This is a genomic window from Streptomyces lydicamycinicus, assembly GCF_000829715.2.
Taxonomy (GTDB): domain Bacteria; phylum Actinomycetota; class Actinomycetes; order Streptomycetales; family Streptomycetaceae; genus Streptomyces; species Streptomyces lydicamycinicus.
In genome coordinates, this window is sequence record NZ_BBNO01000003.1 from 224,652 (window position 1) to 241,477 (window position 16,826).

16 protein-coding genes are annotated in these 16,826 nt (G+C 72.5%); 9 read left to right on the top strand and 7 right to left on the bottom strand.

The genetic code is table 11. The annotated features are described in order from the left end of the window. The first annotated feature begins 49 nt into the window (after positions 1 to 49). Together TU31_RS09905 and TU31_RS09910 are read left to right on the top strand one after the other, a co-directional pair. Complete coding sequence (locus tag TU31_RS09905; RefSeq protein ID WP_042152310.1) at positions 50 to 1,294, top strand: FAD-dependent monooxygenase; 1,245 nt, start codon at positions 50 to 52, stop codon at positions 1,292 to 1,294. After that, on the top strand, positions 1,291 to 2,199 hold the full coding sequence (locus TU31_RS09910; protein WP_042152313.1) for a Gfo/Idh/MocA family protein: 909 nt from the start codon (positions 1,291 to 1,293) through the stop codon (positions 2,197 to 2,199). The genes TU31_RS09905 and TU31_RS09910 overlap by 4 nt, the downstream gene beginning before the upstream one ends. On the opposite strand, the gene lnt is transcribed toward TU31_RS09910, so the two are convergent. From lnt to TU31_RS09930, 4 genes are all read right to left on the bottom strand, one after another. Further along, positions 2,168 to 3,700, bottom strand: a complete 1,533-nt coding sequence (lnt, locus tag TU31_RS09915) for an apolipoprotein N-acyltransferase (protein ID WP_042152316.1) — start codon at positions 3,698 to 3,700, stop codon at positions 2,168 to 2,170. The genes TU31_RS09910 and lnt overlap by 32 nt on opposite strands. A gap of 119 nt (positions 3,701 to 3,819) precedes the next feature. Beyond that, positions 3,820 to 4,302 carry a nuclear transport factor 2 family protein gene (locus tag TU31_RS09920; protein ID WP_042152319.1) on the bottom strand — a complete coding sequence of 161 codons (483 nt, stop codon included), beginning with the start codon at positions 4,300 to 4,302 and terminating at the stop codon, positions 3,820 to 3,822. Positions 4,303 to 4,362: 60 nt separating this feature from the next. Next, a complete protein-coding gene (locus TU31_RS09925) occupies positions 4,363 to 6,306 on the bottom strand; it encodes an ABC transporter ATP-binding protein (RefSeq protein ID WP_042152321.1) in 1,944 nt (647 codons plus the stop codon). A 116-nt stretch (positions 6,307 to 6,422) separates the two neighbouring features. Then, complete coding sequence (locus TU31_RS09930; protein ID WP_052718873.1) at positions 6,423 to 7,943, bottom strand: GAF domain-containing protein; 1,521 nt, start codon at positions 7,941 to 7,943, stop codon at positions 6,423 to 6,425. A gap of 624 nt (positions 7,944 to 8,567) precedes the next feature. Between TU31_RS09930 and TU31_RS09935 the strand changes: the two genes are divergently transcribed. Then, on the top strand, positions 8,568 to 8,957 hold the full coding sequence (locus TU31_RS09935) for an STAS domain-containing protein (RefSeq protein ID WP_052718874.1): 390 nt from the start codon (positions 8,568 to 8,570) through the stop codon (positions 8,955 to 8,957). A gap of 59 nt (positions 8,958 to 9,016) precedes the next feature. Here TU31_RS09935 and TU31_RS09940 read toward each other — a convergent pair whose 3' ends face one another. From TU31_RS09940 to TU31_RS09950, 3 genes are all read right to left on the bottom strand, one after another. Continuing rightward, positions 9,017 to 9,505, bottom strand: coding sequence for a glutathione peroxidase (locus TU31_RS09940; RefSeq protein WP_078885674.1), 489 nt, complete (start codon positions 9,503 to 9,505; stop codon positions 9,017 to 9,019). Continuing rightward, entirely contained in the window at positions 9,465 to 9,776 is a 312-nt protein-coding gene (locus TU31_RS09945) for a hypothetical protein (protein WP_042152329.1), read from the bottom strand. The genes TU31_RS09940 and TU31_RS09945 overlap by 41 nt, the downstream gene beginning before the upstream one ends. 233 nt (positions 9,777 to 10,009) lie before the next feature. Next, the gene (locus TU31_RS09950) at positions 10,010 to 11,644 is read right to left on the bottom strand and encodes an FAD-dependent oxidoreductase (RefSeq protein ID WP_042153680.1); all 1,635 of its coding nucleotides are present in this window, start codon (positions 11,642 to 11,644) and stop codon (positions 10,010 to 10,012) included. A gap of 249 nt (positions 11,645 to 11,893) precedes the next feature. On the opposite strand from TU31_RS09950, the gene TU31_RS09955 reads away from it, so the two are divergent. From TU31_RS09955 to TU31_RS09980, 6 genes are all read left to right on the top strand, one after another. Next, a complete protein-coding gene (locus TU31_RS09955; RefSeq protein WP_042152332.1) occupies positions 11,894 to 13,012 on the top strand; it encodes a SchA/CurD-like domain-containing protein in 1,119 nt (372 codons plus the stop codon). Positions 13,013 to 13,080: 68 nt separating this feature from the next. Further along, positions 13,081 to 13,515 (top strand): cupin domain-containing protein, encoded by a 435-nt coding sequence (locus TU31_RS09960; protein WP_042152337.1) that lies wholly within the window; start codon positions 13,081 to 13,083, stop codon positions 13,513 to 13,515. After that, positions 13,512 to 14,780, top strand: a complete 1,269-nt coding sequence (locus TU31_RS09965; RefSeq protein ID WP_042152338.1) for a beta-ketoacyl-[acyl-carrier-protein] synthase family protein — start codon at positions 13,512 to 13,514, stop codon at positions 14,778 to 14,780. Before TU31_RS09960 ends, TU31_RS09965 begins: the two co-directional genes overlap by 4 nt. Next, positions 14,777 to 16,027, top strand: a complete 1,251-nt coding sequence (locus tag TU31_RS09970; protein WP_042152341.1) for a ketosynthase chain-length factor — start codon at positions 14,777 to 14,779, stop codon at positions 16,025 to 16,027. Before TU31_RS09965 ends, TU31_RS09970 begins: the two co-directional genes overlap by 4 nt. Before the next feature lie 15 nt (positions 16,028 to 16,042). Beyond that, positions 16,043 to 16,312, top strand: coding sequence for an acyl carrier protein (locus TU31_RS09975; RefSeq protein ID WP_042152343.1), 270 nt, complete (start codon positions 16,043 to 16,045; stop codon positions 16,310 to 16,312). Position 16,313: 1 nt separating this feature from the next. After that, positions 16,314 to 16,787 carry an SRPBCC family protein gene (locus TU31_RS09980; protein ID WP_042152345.1) on the top strand — a complete coding sequence of 158 codons (474 nt, stop codon included), beginning with the start codon at positions 16,314 to 16,316 and terminating at the stop codon, positions 16,785 to 16,787. The last annotated feature ends 39 nt before the right edge of the window (positions 16,788 to 16,826 follow it).

Below are 16,826 nucleotides of genomic sequence, written 5' to 3' on the forward strand. Positions count from 1 at the left end.
CCGGCAAGGGCAACTACATATGTAGTTGAACCGCGACACGGGAGGCCGTATGCGGCAGCACACCGCGCTCGTCATCGGCGGCGGAATCGGCGGACTCACCGCCGCGCTGGCACTGGACCGCCGCGGCTGGTCGGTCACCGTCCTGGAGCGCGCCGCCGCCCTGGAACCCGTAGGTGCGGGCATCGGACTCGCCCCCAACGCCCAGCGCGCCCTGGACACCCTGGGCGCGGGCGACGGCATCCGCGCCCTGGCCCCCGCGCAGACCGCGGCGGAACTCCGGCTGCCCGGGGGGCGCCGGCTGGCCCGTATGGATCAGGCCGCGGCCGTCCGACGCTACGGCGGCCCGGTGGTGGTCGCCCACCGCGCCGAAGTGGTCGCACTGCTCGCCGGCCGGCTGCCCGAGGGCGCGGTACGCAATGCCGCCGCGGCCACCCTGGCCGACCCGGGTGATGCCCGGCCGGACGGCCGTCCGGCGCGGGTGCGGATCCACGGGGCGGCAGGTGTCGAGGAGCTCACCGCGGACCTCGTCGTCGCCGCCGACGGCATCCACTCCGCCGTCCGCCGCGCCCTCTTCCCGGGCCACCCCGAACCCCGCTACGCCGGCTTCACCGCCTGGCGCCTCATCGCCCCCGCGCCCGACCGCCCCTTCGCCGCGCATGAGACCTGGGGCCCCGGCGGCGTATGGGGCACCCAGCCGCTGCACGACGGACGGGTCTACGCCTACGCCACCGCGGCCGTGCCGCCCGGCGGCCGGGCCCCCGACGGCGAACGGGCCGAACTGCTGCGCCGCTTCGGCTCCTGGCACCACCCCATCCCTGACCTCCTGGCCGCCGTCGACCCCGCCGCGGTGCTCCGCAACGATGTGTACACCGCGGCCGCCGCACCGCCCGCCTTCCACCGGGGCCGGGTCGCCCTGCTCGGCGACGCCGTCCATCCGATGACCCCCAACCTCGGCCAGGGCGGCTGCCAGGCCATCGAGGACGCCGTCGTGCTGGCCCACCTGGCCGCGCCGGACGCCGGGCTCGCCGCCGCGCTCACCGCGTACACCCGCCAGCGGCTGCCGCGCACCATGGACGTGGTCCGCCGGGCCGAGCGGATCGGCCGGCTGACCACCTGGCGCTCCCGGCCGGCCTGCGCCCTGCGCGCCGCCCTGATGGCCGTCCCCGCACGCCTGGCACCGGATCTGGCGCTGCGGACCATGGACGGGATCGCCGACTGGCGGCCGCCGACCGACACGTATGCTTCCGGCACGCAGGCCACCCCCAACGCGGCACAACCCAAGGAGCATGAGTGAAGGTCGGCTGCATCGGACTCGGCGACATCGCCCAGAAGGCGTACCTCCCCGTCCTGGGCACACAACCGGGGCTCGAACTGCATCTGCACACCCGCACCCCGGCCACCCTGCAACGCGTCGGCGCCACCCACCGGCTGCCCGCGGCCCAGCTCCACCCGGACCTGGACTCGCTGCTCGCCGCCGGCCTGGACGCCGCCTTCGTGCACGCCGCCACCTCCGCCCACCCCGAGATCGTGACCCGGCTGATCGAGGCCGGCGTACCGACCTATGTCGACAAGCCGATCGCCTACGAGCTGGCCGAGTCCCGGCGCATCGTCTCGCTCGCCGAGGAGCGCGGGGTGGGCCTCACCGTCGGCTTCAACCGCCGCTTCGCGCCCGCCTACGCCCAGTGCCGTGAGCACGCCCGCGATCTGATCCTGATGCAGAAGAACCGCATCGGCCTGCCCGAGGACCCCCGCACCCTGGTGCTAGACGACTTCATCCATGTCGTCGACACCCTGCGGTTCCTCGTCCCCGGGGAGGTCGACCACATCGATGTGCGGGCCAGGATCCGCGAGGGGCTGATGCAGCATGTCGTGCTTCAGCTGTCCGGCGACGGCTTCACCGCGATCGGCACCATGAATCGCCTCAGTGGCTCCACGGAGGAGATCCTCGACGTCTCCGGGCAGGACACCAAGCGCCAGGTCGTCAATCTCGCCGAGGTCATCGACCACAAGGGGCAGCCGAGCGTCCGGCGCCGCGGCGACTGGGTGCCGGTCGCCCGCCAGCGCGGTATCGAGCAGATCGTCCTGGCGTTCCTGGACGAGGTACGGGCCGGCCGGCAGCCGTCCGCCCAGGACGCGCTGCGCACCCACGAACTGTGCGAACGGGTCGTCACCGAGGCGCTCGCGCAGACCGACTGCTGAGCGCCCGCAGCCCCGCGTACCCGCCGGCGAGCACCAGCGCGCCGACCGCCCCGTACACCGCCCAGTCGCCGAACCGGGTGTACGGGGTGGTGCCCTCGGCCAGCGGCAGGTCGTAGACGGCCGCCGCGCTGCGGTCGGTGCCGAGCCGCTCGCCGATCTGCTCGCCCCGTGGGCCGTAGACGGCACTGATGCCGGTGAGGGTGGCGTGCACCATCGGCCGCCCGTTCTCCGCGGCGCGCAGCGCGGCCAGCGAGGCGTGCTGCGCGGGCGCCCAGCTCTCCTGGAAGGTCGAGGTCGAGGACTGGGCGATCAGCACCTGCGCACCGTCGCGCACCAGATGGCGGCTCATGTCGGGGAAGGCGCTCTCGAAGCACACCAGCGGCCCCACGCGCAGTCCGCCCGCGGAGGCGACCGGCATCACCACCGTGGCGGTGCCGCGCAGCCGGTCGGTCGGGGCGGCCTTGCCCACCCGGGTCGCCCAGCCGAGCACGGACCGGAACGGGATGTACTCGCCGAAGGGCACCAGCCGCATCTTGGCGTAGCGCTCCCCGGTCGGTCCGTCCGGCCCGATCAGGACCGCGCTCTTGGAGATGCCCGGCCGCTCGGCGTGCGCGGAGTCGGCGTTGATCAGCAGCTCGGCGCCGGTCTGCCGGGAGAGGGCGGCGAGGCGTTCGGCGAGCGCCGGGCGGTCCGCCGGGTCCTGGGTGAGGCTGCTCTCGCCCCAGACGACCAGGCGCACCCCGCGGCCCGCCAGCGACCGGGTGAGTGCCTCGCTCCGGGCCAGCCGTTCCGCCGGGGTGCCGGTCAGGTTGGGCTGGACGACGGCGATCCGTACCGTACCGGCGGGGCGGGGGAGCGGTGCCCACAACCAGGCCGCGGTGACCGCCAGCGCGCACACCAGCAGCCCGGCGACGGCGGGCAGCCGGGCCGCCGGGCGGGCGATCAGCTCGGCCAGTGCGGTGTTCACCGCCACGATCAGCAGGCTGACCAGCCACACCCCGCCGACCGAGGCCAGCCGCAGCGCGGGCGGCACCTGCCACTGGCTGGCGCCCAGCAGCCCCCACGGGCCACCCAAGTACTCCCAGGACCGCACCAGTTCGACCATCAGCCAGCCCGAGGGCACCAGCACCAGCGCGGCGGCGCACCGGCCCGCGCCGGGTGCACCGCCCAGCAGCGCCCGCACCAGCAGCCCCCAGGGCGCCCAGAGCGCACCGAGCAGCAGGGCGAGCACGAGGATGAAGACATGCAGGCTCGGCAGCAGCCACTGGTGAACGGCGAGTATGAAGCCGGTGCCGCCCAACCAGCCGTCCAGCGCCGCCCGCCCGTACGTCGGGGCCGTCCGCACCAGCAGCAGCCAGGGCACCAGGGCGGCATACGCCAGCCACCACCAGGACGGGACGGGAAAGGTCAGGGCCGGTACCGCTCCGGCGAGCGCGGCGGCGACGCCCCGTGACCAGGGGGAGCCCAGCCACCGCGGCTGCCCGCCGAGCGGTCTGTCCATGCCGGGCTCCCTGGTGCCGGTTTCGCCGGTCGGACGGCCAGTGTGCGCGGGTGTGCCGATCAAGGAAAGGGGTTGTCGCCGCAACGGCCGATACCGGATCGCGACGGACGGTGCGGCCCTCAGTCCGCCACCGGCTGCACCTGCCGCCACTTCTCGTGGACGACGACCCCGGTCAGCCGCCAGCCGTCGGTGGTGCGGCGGGCGGCGAATTCATAGCGGCCGGCACAGGTGTAGTTGGGGGCGGTCGGCCCGCCCCCGGCGTCCGAAGCGGGGCCGGCGAGCCGCATCGGATTGAGGTAGTCGGCCTGGACGGTGGCCGTGTCGCCGGGGGCCCCGTCCCGCCGGGCGAGGGTGACCCGGCGGTTGACGATCAGATGCTGCCGTATCGCGAAGTGCCGCAGCATCTCGGCGAGCCAGGCCGCCATCTCCTCGGCACCGCCCTCGATGCCGCCCGCGGAGCGGTAGTCGGCCCGGCCGTCCGGGGTGAACAGGGCCAGATAGCCGGGCCAGTCGCCGTCGTCCACGGCGATGGCGTACCCGGTGATCAGATCGTCGATGGCGAGGCGGTCCATGAGCGTGGAGTGTTCCGCGCGCTGCGTCATCGCCTCAGTTTTCGGCATACCGCGGCCCCCGCCAAGAGGCGGGGGTCCACCGGCGCGGCGTCAGTTCACCAGCGCCGACTCCGGCAGCAGATCCGGGCCGGCGTCCGCGCGCCCGGCTTCCGCGGCGGCGGTGTGCCGGTCCTCCGAGTCGGTGAACTGGGTCCGGTACAGCTCCGCGTAGCGCCCGTCGGCCGCCAGCAGCGTCTCGTGCGTCCCGCGCTCGACGATCCGCCCGCCCTCGACCACCAGGATCAGATCCGCGGCCCGTACGGTCGACAGCCGGTGGGCGATGACCAGTGCGGTACGGCCCTCCAGCGCCTCGGTGAGCGCCTCCTGCACCGCCGCCTCGGAGGTGTTGTCCAGGTGGGCGGTGGCCTCGTCCAGGATCACCACCCGGGGGTGGGCGAGCAGCAGCCGGGCGATCGTCAGCCGCTGGCGCTCGCCGCCCGACAGGCGGTATCCGCGCTCGCCGACGACGGTGTCCAGCCCGTCGGGAAGTCCGGCGATCAGCTCCTCCAGACGGGACCGGCGCAGCGCGTCCCACAGCTCCGCCTCGGTCGCCTCCGGCTTGGCCAGCAGCAGATTCTCGCGGATCGAGTCATGGAAGAGATGCCCGTCCTGGGTGACCATCCCGAGGACGTCGCGCAGCGAGGCCGCGGTCAGATCGCGGACGTCCACCCCGGAGAGCCGGATCGCCCCCGTGTCGGTGTCGTAGAGCCGCGGCAGCAGCTGGGCCACCGTCGACTTCCCGGCACCCGACGAGCCGACCAGGGCGACCATCTGGCCCGGTTCGGCGCGGAAGGAGATGCCGTGCAGGACCTCTTCGCCGCCGCGGGTGTCGAGGGTGGCGACCTCCTCCAGGGAGGCCAGCGAGACCTTGTCGGCGGACGGATAACCGAAGCGTACGGAGTCGAACTCCACGGACACCGGGCCCTCGGGGACCGCCCGGGCGTCCGGCTTCTCGGTGATCAGCGGCTTGAGGTCGAGCACCTCGAAGACCCGCTCGAAGCTGACCAGCGCGCTCATCACCTCGATATGGGCGCCGGACAGCGCGGTCAGCGGGGCGTAGAGCCGGGTGAGCAGCAGGGCGAGCGAGACGATCGCGCCGGGCTCCAGCTGTCCGCGCAGGGCGAGGAAGCCGCCCAGACCATAGACGACGGCCAGCGCCAGGGCGGAGACCAGGGTGAGGGCGGTGACGAAGTACGTCTGGACCATGGCCGAACGGACCCCGATGTCGCGCACCCGGCGGGCACGGGTGGCGAACTCGGCGGACTCCCGGGCCGGACGGCCCATCAGTTTGACGAGGGTGGCACCCGGCGCGGAGAACCGCTCGGTCATCTGGGTGCCCATCGCCGCGTTGTGGTCGGCGCCCTCCCGGCGCAGATCCGCCAGCCGCCGGCCGACCCGGCGGGCGGGCAGCACGAACACCGGCAGCAGCACCAGCGCGATCAGGGTGATCTGCCAGGACAGGCCGATCATCACCCCGAGGGTGAGCAGCAGCGTCACGATATTGCTGACGACCCCGGACAGGGTGTCGCTGAACGCCCGCTGCGCGCCGATCACATCGTTGTTGAGCCGGCTGACCAGCGCTCCGGTGCGGGTGCGGGTGAAGAAGGCGATCGGCATCCGCTGGACGTGGTCGTACACCGCGGTGCGCAGATCCAGGATCAGCCCCTCGCCGATGCTCGCCGACAGCCAGCGGGTCACCAGCCCCAGGCCCGCCTCGGCGACCGCGATGACGGCGATCAGCCCGGACAGGCGGAGGACGAGGGACGGTGCGTCGCCGCCCACGATGGCGTCCACCACCCGGCCCGCGAGCAGCGGGGTGGCCACCGCGAGCATCGCGGTCACCGTGCTCAGGACGAGGAACCACACCAGGTGGCGGCGGTGCGGGCGGGCGAACGCCGTGATGCGGCGCAGGGTGCCGCGGGAGAAGCGGCGCCGTCCTTGCTGCGCGGTCATCGAACTGTGCAGGGCGTGCCAGGCGGTGACTTCCATGTCCATCGTGGCCTCCAGGGTGCCGGGGTCGCGTCACGGGATCGCCGTGAGTGACCGGCGACATAAAGGAACCTAGAACCTCAACCAATCTTGAGGTCAAGCCATTCCGGTGTACTCACCCGTCAGATGCCGGGGCCGGAGTGGCCGCCGAGCGGATGTTCCCAGGTCACGGGCGGGTGCGAGCCGTCCGGGGACCGCACCGTCAGCCGTACGCCCGGACGGCCGTCGGGCAGGGTGGCGGTGGTGTCCACGACGACCGACACCCGGGGCGGCAGCGACGGCGCCCCCACTGCCGTCAGCGCCCGGTCGAGCGCGGCCAGCAGCTCCCGGCCGGTCCGTTCGTCGACCCGCGCGTCGACCGGGCCGACGAACTGCACCGACGGGCGGCCGCCGAGCGCCGCGCCGGCCGCACGCAGCACCCGGGTGCGGAGGCCGGGCGGCGCCTCCGACGGCCCCTGCTGGAGCGCGATGATCGCCGTCCTGATCTCCTGGATCGTCGCGTCCAGCTCATCGATCGCCTCGCCGAGCCCCTCCCGCACCTCCGGCAACAGCGCCTTGCGCCGGGCGGTCTCCAGCACCATTCCGGTGGCGAACAGCCGCTGGATGACCAGATCGTGCAGATCGCGGGCGATCCTGTCGCGGTCCTCGAAGACGGCGAGCCGCTCGCGGTCCCGGTGCCGGTCGACGAGCATCAGCGCCACCGCGGCCTGGGCGGCGAACTGGGTTCCCAGCGTGCGTTCGGTATGGCTGAAGCGGCGGTCGCCGGACATCCGGCACAGCGCCAGGGCGCCCAGCACCCGGCCGTTGCTGCGCAGCGGCAGCAGCATCGTCGGGCCGTAGTGGCGCGACAGCGGGGAGACCGAGCGGGGGTCGGCGGCGAAGTCGTCGGAGAAGACCGCCAGCCCGGCGTCCAGCTGCTGGAGCACCGGGCTCGCGGGCGGTATCCAGCCGCGAAATGCCTCGGTCCGTACGTCCTCCGACAGCACGGTGGAGATCGCCACCACCTCCATACCGCCCTCGGCGTGCGGCAGCAGCACCGCTCCGGTCGCCGCCTCGGCCAGCTCCCGGCCCTGCTCCGCGACGACGGTGAGGGCGTGGGTGGCCGAGGAGCGGGTCCCGGGCTCGGCCAGCAGCGCCGTGGTTACGGAAGCCGCGCCCTCGATCCAGCGTCGTCGCTGCCGGGCGGCCGCGTGCATCCGGGCGTTGTTCAGGGCGAGCCCGGCCTCGGCGGCCAGCACCCGCGCCAGATGCCGGTCCCCGTCGCCGAACTCCTCGCCGTCGCCCTTCCCCGCGAGATACAGCGTGCCGCACACCTCCCCCTCCACCTGGATGGGCACCTCCAGCGAGGCTCCGGCGGGCGACCCGGCCCCGGGGGAGACGCCGTGGGTGATCAGCTCACCCGTCCCGCCGCCGTCCACGTCATGGAGGGCGACCGCGGCACGGTGCGCACCCGTGAGGGAGACGGCGGCCTCGGCGATACGGTCCAGCGCACGCCGAAGATCATGGTCGGAGCCGACCGCGCTCCGCTCTTCCCCCAGCTGCGGAAGCCCGGAGACCGGCCCCCCGGCCGGCGCGGGCAGGCGCTGCGCGGTCCGTTCGGGGAGATCTCCAGCGGGATCCGACGGCTTCAGGGCACACCTCACACTTTCCGGCGATTCGCCCAGTCTAATTCGCCCGAAAGCGTGCCATTAGGGCGGTCCGGGCGAGGCGTCCGGCGAGGCCCCGGGCGGGGTGCTCGGGCGGCGATCAGGGGCCGGTCGCGGGGGTGCCGGGCCGGACCGGACCGCCGTTCGGTCGCCGGGCCGGCGCGCGGCCCCGACGGCGCCGGTAGCCGCGATTTCCGGCCGCACGGTGTCCGCGGTCCTCGCGGGTGTACGTGGCGCGCCGCCCGGGCGAATGACCGGCGACCTGCGCGAAACCGCGGTCGGCCTTGCCCCGCCCCGGGGACCAGGCCCGAGGGCACTTATATCGGCCACACCCGCGAGGGTCGACTTTGAGACAACCTGTAGATGTCCCGGTCGCTGGGACTTGGAGGCCGCGGCCTGCGGGTAAGCCGTAGACAACTACGGACAGCAGCAGAAACGCAGGAACACAGCCGACACACCACCACACCACCTACGACCCGGAAACGGGCCGACCCGCCCGGAATGCGCCGGGCGCCCCCCACACCTACCGAACGTCTCCGCCGCAGACGCGTGGCCATATCCCGCGCCTCGGCACGAAAGTGGGCCGGGCCGATGGATGAAGGTCAGTACTACCCGAGACTTGTGGGACCCAGCCACGCGGCGGGCGGCACGACCGTCCTGGAACTCCGCGGTGAGCTGGACATCCTCGCCGTGTCGGTGCTGTCCGACCGGCTGGACGACCTCACCGGTGTCCAGGGCAGTGATCTCCTGCTCGATGTGCGCGCGGTGACGTTCATCGACTGCGCCGGTCTGTCGCTGCTCAGCCGCGCCCGCTACCGCACCCGGCAGCGCGGCGGCCGGCTGCGGCTGACCGGGGTCACCCACGGTGGAAGCGTCGCGCGGCTGTTGCGTATGACCGGGCTGAACGGCACCTTCGAGATCGTGTCCGACGAGGAGGCCGCCGAGGAACCGGCCGCCGGCACCGCCGGATCGGCTGAGGTCACGGACGGCGCCGGTACGGCCGTTGCCTGACCGGCGCCCTCCGGTACGCCGCCGCCCGCCCCCGCGGGACCGGCGGCGCGGTCATCGGATCAGCCCGGCAGGACCGCCTCGATGGCGGTGACCAGCTCCTCGGCCTCCGGCTCGGTCCGCGGCCGGAAGCGGCCCGCCACCGTGCCGTCGGCATCGATCAGAAACTTCTCGAAGTTCCACTGGACGTCGCCGGCCGTCCCCTCGGTGTCCTCGGTGCCCGTCAGCTCCGCATACAGCGGATGCCGGTCCGCGCCGTTGACCTCCGTCTTCTCGAACAGCGGGAAGCTCACGCCGTACGTCGCGGAGCAGAAGGTGGCGATTTCCTCGGCGGTGCCCGGTTCCTGGCCCGCGAACTGGTTGCTGGGGAAGCCCAGCACACTGAAGCCACGGTCCCCGTAACGCTGCTGGAGCCGCTCCAGGCCCGAATACTGCGGGGTCAGCCCGCACTTGGACGCCACATTCACCACCAGCAGGGCCTTGCCCCGGTAGTCGGCGAGTGAAGCGGGCTCACCGGTCAGGGTGCGCAGGGGGATGTCGTACAGACTCACGGTCATGCTCCTCGTCGCGGTTCCGCGGATAGGGACGGCCATCATCGGTCCCAACAGCGGAGCCCGCTCTGATCTTCCCCGGATCGTCCACCGGCCAGGACACCACCGGCCGCAGCTCCCCCGAGCGCCACTCCTTGAGCAGCTGGTCGAAGATCGGCGTGCCCTCCTCGGCCGGGCGGCGCGCCTGCGGAGCGGGCGGCGGCAGCGGCGGCGGCTGGCGGGGGAGCGCGATGCGCTGAAAGGGGTGCGCGGCGGGCTTCTTGGCGTCCATGCCCGGACTCAACCGGAAATCGCTTCCCCGAGTTGCGGGACGCGGCCGGGAGGGCCCTCAGATGCCCCTGCGGTGGTGACGGGCAGAAGATACGTTCGCGCGCCGACGGGACCGGCCGGACAACCGACGGAGGGGCCGGCGGATGTCCCGCCGGCCCCTCCATCCTCAGCAGCCTCGTGTGCCTCGCGGGCCGGCCCCTGCCCGTCGGTCCGGGCGGGGGCGGGCCGGTCCGGTCAGCTCCGGCACAGCAGCGAGGCGAGGACCTCCCGGAGCGCCGCCTCGGGGTCGGCCACCCGGCCCTCGGCCCGCCATGCGACGAAACCGTCGGGGCGCACCAGCACCGCGCCCTCCGGCGTCGTCCCGTGCTTCTCGGCCCAGTCGGCGCCCTCTTCGGGGGCCATGTCATCGTTCGGGCCGGTGCCGATCATGTAGCACTTGAGCCCCAGGGCGAACTCCTCGTTGGCGCCCTTGGCCGCGGTGCGCCACATCTCCCCGTCCGTGCCGGTCAGCAGGACGAAGGACTTCTCGTACAGATCGAGGGTCGAGCGGCGCTCGCCGGCCGCGTGCAGCCACATGTGCGGGGCGCGGGTGCCCGGTTCGCCGGTCAGCCGCATCTGGTCGGGCACCACCGGCAGCTCGGGATCGGCGCCGACGACCGCACCGTGCGGATAGCAGTACCCCAGGGCCACGGTGAGCACCCCGCGCTGCCGGCCGCCGCCCGCACCGGGCGCCGGGACGTACCCCGGGTGGCTGTGCTCGGCGGAGCGGGCCGAGGCGCGCGCACTGGTCTCCCGCGCCACCGGCTGCCGCTCCGCCTCGTACGACGCCAGCAGCTCGGGGCTCGCCCAGCCGTTCAGCACGGCGGCCAGCTTCCAGGCGAGGTTGTGCGCGTCCTGGATGCCGGTGTTGGAGCCGAACGCCCCGGTGGGGGACATCTCGTGGGCCGAGTCGCCGGCGAGGAAGACCCGGCCGGCCGCGTACCGTTCGGCGACCCGCTCCGCGGCGTGCCACGGCGCCTTGCCGGTGATCTCAACCGGCATGCCCGGTACGCCCGTTGCCCGGCGGATGTGGTCGATGCACCGCTCGTCGGTGAAGTCCTCCAGGGTCTCGCCCCGGTCCGGGTGCCACGGGGCGTGGAAGACCCACTCGGCCCGGTTGTCCACCGGCAGCAGGGCGCCGTCGGCCTCGGGGTTGGTCAAGTAGCAGGCGATGAAGCGGCGGTCGCCCACGGCGTCCGCGAGGGCCGGCGCGCGGAAGGTGATGCTCACGTTGTGGAACAGGTCGCCGGGCCCCGTCTGGCCGATGCCCAGCCGCTCCCGTACCGGGCTGCGCGGGCCGTCGGCCGCGATCAGGTAGTCCGCGCGGACGGTGCGCTGCTCACCGGTCTCCCGGTTCCTCAGGACCGCGGTCACGCCCTGCGCGTCCTGTTCGAAGGAGCTCAGCTCGGTGGAGAACCGCAGGTCACCACCGTGCTCACGGGCGCAGCGCACCAGCACCGGCTCCAGGTCGTTCTGGCTGCACAGGCACCAGGCGGACGGGCTGAACTTGGCCAGCCCGCCGCCCGGGTCGATCTCCTTGAACAGCCACTCCTGTTCGTCACCGGTGAGCGAACGCGCCTGGAGAATGCCGTGATTGTCGGCGAGCGTGGACGCGGCCTCGCGGATCCGCTGCTCCGCACCGGCCACCCGGTACAGCTCCATGGTGCGGACGTTGTTCCCCCGCCCGCGCGGGTGGCGGGAGGTGTCCGAGTGCTTCTCGACCAGCAGATGTCGGACACCCAGACGTCCCAGGAACAGCGAGGCGGACAGGCCGACCAGGGACCCGCCCACGATGAGTACCGGAACCCGGTCTTCGGCGGTGGGATTCATTGCGTGCTCCAGCTCCAGGGGCGTGTACGGCAGATGGAGCACGAATGCCCGGCTGAGGCCGTGTTCGATCACGGTTCACCTGCATGGCTCACAGATCTCGCGCCGCCCGTGGGTCCCGGCCACGATCGAATCCGGGACGCCCCCGGACACCGGGCGGGCCGCCCCCACCATCCGGCTCAGTCACCGGATCGCACCGGAACTGACGACGCACCACTGGGGCCGTCGGGCCCCGAAGGAGATGCGTAGACGATGACAACGCTGTCGGAACGAATATCCCAGTCAGCCTTCGACGGCTCACGGCTTCGGGTCGTGCTGCTCCTGGATCTCCACGAAGGGGCCCAGCAGGACTTCCTGGAAGCCTACGAGCACCTGCGCAACCAGGTCGCGTCCGTCCCCGGGCACATCACCGACCAGCTGTGCCAGTCCATCGAGAACCCCTCACAGTGGCTCATCACCAGCGAATGGGAGAGCGCGCCGCCGTTCCTGGCCTGGGTCAACAGCGAGGAACACGTCAAGATGGTGCAGCCGCTGCACGGCTGTGTCCGTGACACCAGGTCGCTGCGCTTCAGCGTGCTGCGCGAGACCTCGAACATCGCCAGCCTCGCGCCCGAGCCCCCCAAGGGACGGCTCCAGGCCAACCCCCGCGTCGGCGACGGAGTGGTCCGGCACGCGCTGACCTTCACCGTGAAGCCGGGCAGCGAATCGATGGTCGCGGAGATCCTCGCCGGCTACACCTCCCCGGAGGCCCGGGTCGACGACACCACCAGGCTCCGCCGCACCTCCCTCTTCATGCACGGCAACCGCGTCGTGCGCGCGGTCGAGGTGCAGGGCGACCTCGTCGCGGCGCTGCGGCACATCTCCCAGCAGCCCGAGGTCCGGGCCGTCGAGGAAGCCATCAACCCGTATCTGGAGCAGGACCGCGACCTCAGCGACCCGAACTCCGCCCGGGTGTTCTTCACCCGTGCCGCCCTGCCCGCGGTGCACCACGTCGCGGCGGGCGGACAGCAGCCCGACGGCATCCGCCGGCATGCGCTGTACTACCCCGCCAAAGAGGGCTGCGGCATGGCGCTGGCCCGGATGCTGGCCCGCCAGGACGAACTGGCCGCCGACGACCCGTCCTGTCCCGTCGCCGGCAGCACCATCTTCCAGCGCGACGACGTCGTGGTCCGGATGGTCGATCTCCGTATCCCCGTCGACAGCGACCCCATGCTGTCGCTCGGCGTGCGCGGCCCCCGCAAGACGGCCGTGCTGCGGCGCCTCATCGACACCGATGTGGCCGGCGGTCTGTCGAACGACCGCGAGATCGCGCACTTCCTGGAGCGCGCCGACATGGCCCTCATCACCGACCGCCGGGCACCGGGCGCCTGACGCCCCCGGCCGTAGGCAGGCCGCTCACCCCATTCAACCGCCGGCACCACGCCCCTGGAGGAACAGCCATGACCACGCACCGCCCACGCATCGTGGACCTCAGCGAGACCCAGCCCAACCGCCGGCGCGGAGGTGATCTGCGCGCCATGCTGACACCCAGCGCGGTGGGCGCCACGAGCGGCTTCATGGGCATGGCACTCGTGCAGCCCGGCGAGCGCATCGGCGAGCACTACCACCCGTACTCCGAGGAGTTCGTGTACGTCGTGCAGGGCATGCTCGAAGTCGACCTCGACGGGGAGCCGCACCCGCTGCGCCCGGACCAGGGTCTGCTGATCCCCCCGTACATGCGGCACCGCTTCCGCAATGTCGGGAAGGACGAGGCCCGGATGGTCTTCCACCTCGGCCCGCTGGCACCGCGCCCCGAGCTCGGCCATGTCGACACCGAGGGCACGGAAGAGAGCACACCGGCCGCGCCACCGGAACGCACGGAGCCGGTGTCATGACCCGCCGCGTGGCGGTCACCGGCGTCGGCATCGTCGCTCCGGGCGGCGTGGGTGTGCCCGCCTTCTGGGACCTGCTGTCCTCCGGTCGTACGGCGACCCGTGGCATCACCCTCTTCAACCCCGAGGGTTTCCGTTCACGTATCGCGGCCGAGTGCGACTTCGATCCCGCGGCGCACGGGCTGAGCGAGGAGCAGGTGGCCCGCTCGGACCGGTACATCCAGTTCGCCATGGTCGCGGCGGACGAGGCGCTGCGCAGCGCCGGCCTGGACACCGAGGCGGAGGACCCCTGGCGGGTCGGGGTGTCGCTGGGCACCGCGGTCGGCGGCACCACGCGGCTGGAGCACGACTATGTCGCCGTCAGCGGTCACGGTGCCCGCTGGGACGTCGACCACCGGCCGGCCGGCCGCCACCTGGAGCGGGCGTTCTCCCCGAGTTCGCTCGCCTCCGCGGTGGCGGAACGGATCGGCGCCCACGGGCCGGTGCAGACCGTCTCGACGGGCTGCACCTCCGGCCTCGACGCCATCGGGTACGCCTTCCAGTCCATCGAGGAGGGCCGGGTCGATGTGTGTGTCGCCGGTGCCTCGGACTCGCCGATCTCCCCGATCACCGTGGCCTGCTTCGACGCGATCAAGGCGACCTCGGCGAACAACGACGATCCCGCGCACGCCTCCCGCCCGTTCGACGCCCACCGCGACGGATTCGTGATGGGTGAGGGCGGCGCCGTGCTCGTCCTGGAGGAGCTGGAACACGCCCGCGCCCGCGGAGCGACCATCCACTGTGAGATACGTGGCTATGCCACCTTCGGCAACGCGTACCACATGACCGGCCTCACCCAGGAGGGCCTGGAGATGGCCGAGGCGATCAACCGCGCCCTCGGCCACGCCAGGGTTGACGCCACCCAGGTGGACTACGTCAACGCGCACGGCTCGGGCACACAGCAGAACGACCGGCACGAGACGGCCGCGGTCAAGCGGTCGTTGGGCGCCCACGCCCACAAGGTGCCGATGAGTTCCATCAAATCCATGGTGGGCCACTCGCTCGGCGCGATCGGCGCCATCGAGATCGTGGCCTGTGTGCTGGCACTCACCCACCAGGTGGTGCCGCCGACGGCCAATTACGAGACTCCGGACCCGGAGTGTGACCTCGACTATGTGCCCAAGACGGCCCGGGAGCTGCCGCTGCGTTCGGTGCTCTCGGTCGGCAGCGGCTTCGGTGGATTCCAGTCAGCGGTGGTACTGACCCGACAGGGTGGGAGGGCATCATGAGCTCCCCGGAAGAACGTCGTTCCGTCGTCACCGGCATCGGTGTCATCGCCCCCAACGGGGTGAGCACCGAGACCTTCTGGAAGGCGACGGTGGAGGGCATCAGCGTCCTCGACCGCGTCACCCGTGAGGGGTGTGAGCATCTGCCCCTCAAGGTCGCCGGTGAGGTCCGGGGCTTCGATCCGGCGGATCTGATCGAGGAGCGCTACCTCGTCCAGACCGACCGGTTCACCCACTTCGCCATGGCGGCGGCCAACCTCGCGCTGGACGACGCCCGGCTCGGCCGTGCCGACTACAACGACTCACCGTTCGCGGTGGGAGTCGTCACGGCCGCCGGATCGGGCGGTGGCGAGTTCGGCCAGCGGGAGCTGCAACGGCTCTGGGGCCAGGGCTCCCGCCATGTCGGCCCGTACCAGTCCATCGCCTGGTTCTACGCGGCGAGCACCGGACAGATCTCCATCCGCGGCGGCTTCAAGGGGCCGTGCGGAGTCGTGGCCAGCGACGAGGCGGGCGGTCTGGACGCCCTGGCGCACGCCGCCCGCACCATCCGGCGCGGCACCGACGCCGTCGTCGTAGGCGCCGCCGAGGCGCCGCTGGCCCCCTACTCGGTCGTCTGCCAGCTCGGCTACGACGATCTGAGCAAGCTCGACGATCCGGCCCGCGCCTACCGCCCGTTCACCAGCGGCGCGTGCGGATTCGTGCCCGCCGAGGGCGGCGCGATGCTGATCGTCGAGGAGGAAGCGGCGGCCGAGAGCCGCGGGGCGAGTGTCCGGGCCGTGCTGGCCGGGCATGCCGCGACCTTCACCGGGGCCTCCCTGTGGGAGGAGTCCCGGGCCGGGCTCGCCCATGCGATCCGCGGCGCGCTGGAGGACGCGCGGTGCGCCCCGGAGGAGGTCGATGTGGTGTTCGCGGACGCGCTCGGCGTTCCTGCGGCCGACCGGGCCGAGGCGCTGGCGCTGGCGGACGCCCTGGGCCGGCACGCCTCGCAGGTCCCGGTGACCGCTCCCAAGACGGGCACCGGCCGGGCGTATTGCGGCGCCCCCGTCCTGGACACCGCGGCCGCGGTGCTCGCGATGGAGTACGGCGTCGTGCCGCCCACCCCCAACGTCGTCGACGTCTGCCACGACCTTGACGTGGTGACCGGCCGGGCCCGCCCGGCCGAGTTGCGGACGGCGCTGGTGCTGAGCCGGGGACTGATGGGCTCGAACGCGGCGATGGTGCTGCGGAAGGGCTCCGGGTCCCCCTCATGAGAAGGAGAACCTCAGATGACCGCTCAACTGACGCTCAATGAGCTGGCCGCGCTGATGAAGTCCGCGGCCGGCCTCACCGTCGACCCCAAGGAGCTGGCGAACCGGCAGGACGCGACCTTCGCGGACTTCGGCCTCGACTCGCTCGGTCTCCTCGGCATCGTGGGCGAGCTGGAGAACCGTCAGGGCCGGCCGATGCCGACCGACGCGGAGCGCTGCAAGACGCCGCGCGACTTCCTCGCCCTCGTGAACACCGCCAATGACACCGTACCTACGACAGGAGCATGACATGCCCGGCCACACCGAGAACGACATCACCATCGCGGCGCCCCTCGACCTCGTCTGGGACATCACCAACGACATCGAGAACTGGCCGCAGCTGTTCAGTGAGTACGCCTCGGTCGAGGTGCTGTCCAGGGAAGGCGACAAGACCACCTTCCGGCTGACGATGCACCCGGACGACAACGGCACGGTCTGGAGCTGGGTCTCCGAGCGGGTCGTCGACCGCCAGAACCGCTCGGTCCGCGCCCGCCGCGTCGAGACCGGTCCGTTCGAGCACATGGACATCCACTGGAAGTACGCCGAGATCCCGGGCGGCACCTCGATGCACTGGACCCAGGACTTCGCGATGAAGCCCGACGCCCCGGTCGACGACAAGGGCATGACCGAGATGATCAACCGCAACTCCCGGATCCAGATGGAGCTCATCCGGGACCGGATCGAGCAGCGGGACCGCGAGCTCCGCTCCGCCACCGTCAGCTGACGGCCCACCAGGCCGCGTTCGGACCGCCTCCCGGCGGCA

Coding starts and splice junctions, on each gene's coding strand:
- TU31_RS09925 (WP_042152321.1), bottom strand. CDS start 6,306: ATGGACATGGAAGTCACCGCCTGGCACGCCCTGCACAGTTCGATGACC.
- TU31_RS09970 (WP_042152341.1), top strand. CDS start 14,777: ATGAGCTCCCCGGAAGAACGTCGTTCCGTCGTCACCGGCATCGGTGTC.
- lnt (WP_042152316.1), bottom strand. CDS start 3,700: ATGGACAGACCGCTCGGCGGGCAGCCGCGGTGGCTGGGCTCCCCCTGG.
- TU31_RS09960 (WP_042152337.1), top strand. CDS start 13,081: ATGACCACGCACCGCCCACGCATCGTGGACCTCAGCGAGACCCAGCCC.
- TU31_RS09955 (WP_042152332.1), top strand. CDS start 11,894: ATGACAACGCTGTCGGAACGAATATCCCAGTCAGCCTTCGACGGCTCA.
- TU31_RS09945 (WP_042152329.1), bottom strand. CDS start 9,776: ATGGACGCCAAGAAGCCCGCCGCGCACCCCTTTCAGCGCATCGCGCTC.
- TU31_RS09965 (WP_042152338.1), top strand. CDS start 13,512: ATGACCCGCCGCGTGGCGGTCACCGGCGTCGGCATCGTCGCTCCGGGC.
- TU31_RS09975 (WP_042152343.1), top strand. CDS start 16,043: ATGACCGCTCAACTGACGCTCAATGAGCTGGCCGCGCTGATGAAGTCC.
- TU31_RS09905 (WP_042152310.1), top strand. CDS start 50: ATGCGGCAGCACACCGCGCTCGTCATCGGCGGCGGAATCGGCGGACTC.
- TU31_RS09980 (WP_042152345.1), top strand. CDS start 16,314: ATGCCCGGCCACACCGAGAACGACATCACCATCGCGGCGCCCCTCGAC.
- TU31_RS09920 (WP_042152319.1), bottom strand. CDS start 4,302: ATGACGCAGCGCGCGGAACACTCCACGCTCATGGACCGCCTCGCCATC.
- TU31_RS09950 (WP_042153680.1), bottom strand. CDS start 11,644: ATGAATCCCACCGCCGAAGACCGGGTTCCGGTACTCATCGTGGGCGGG.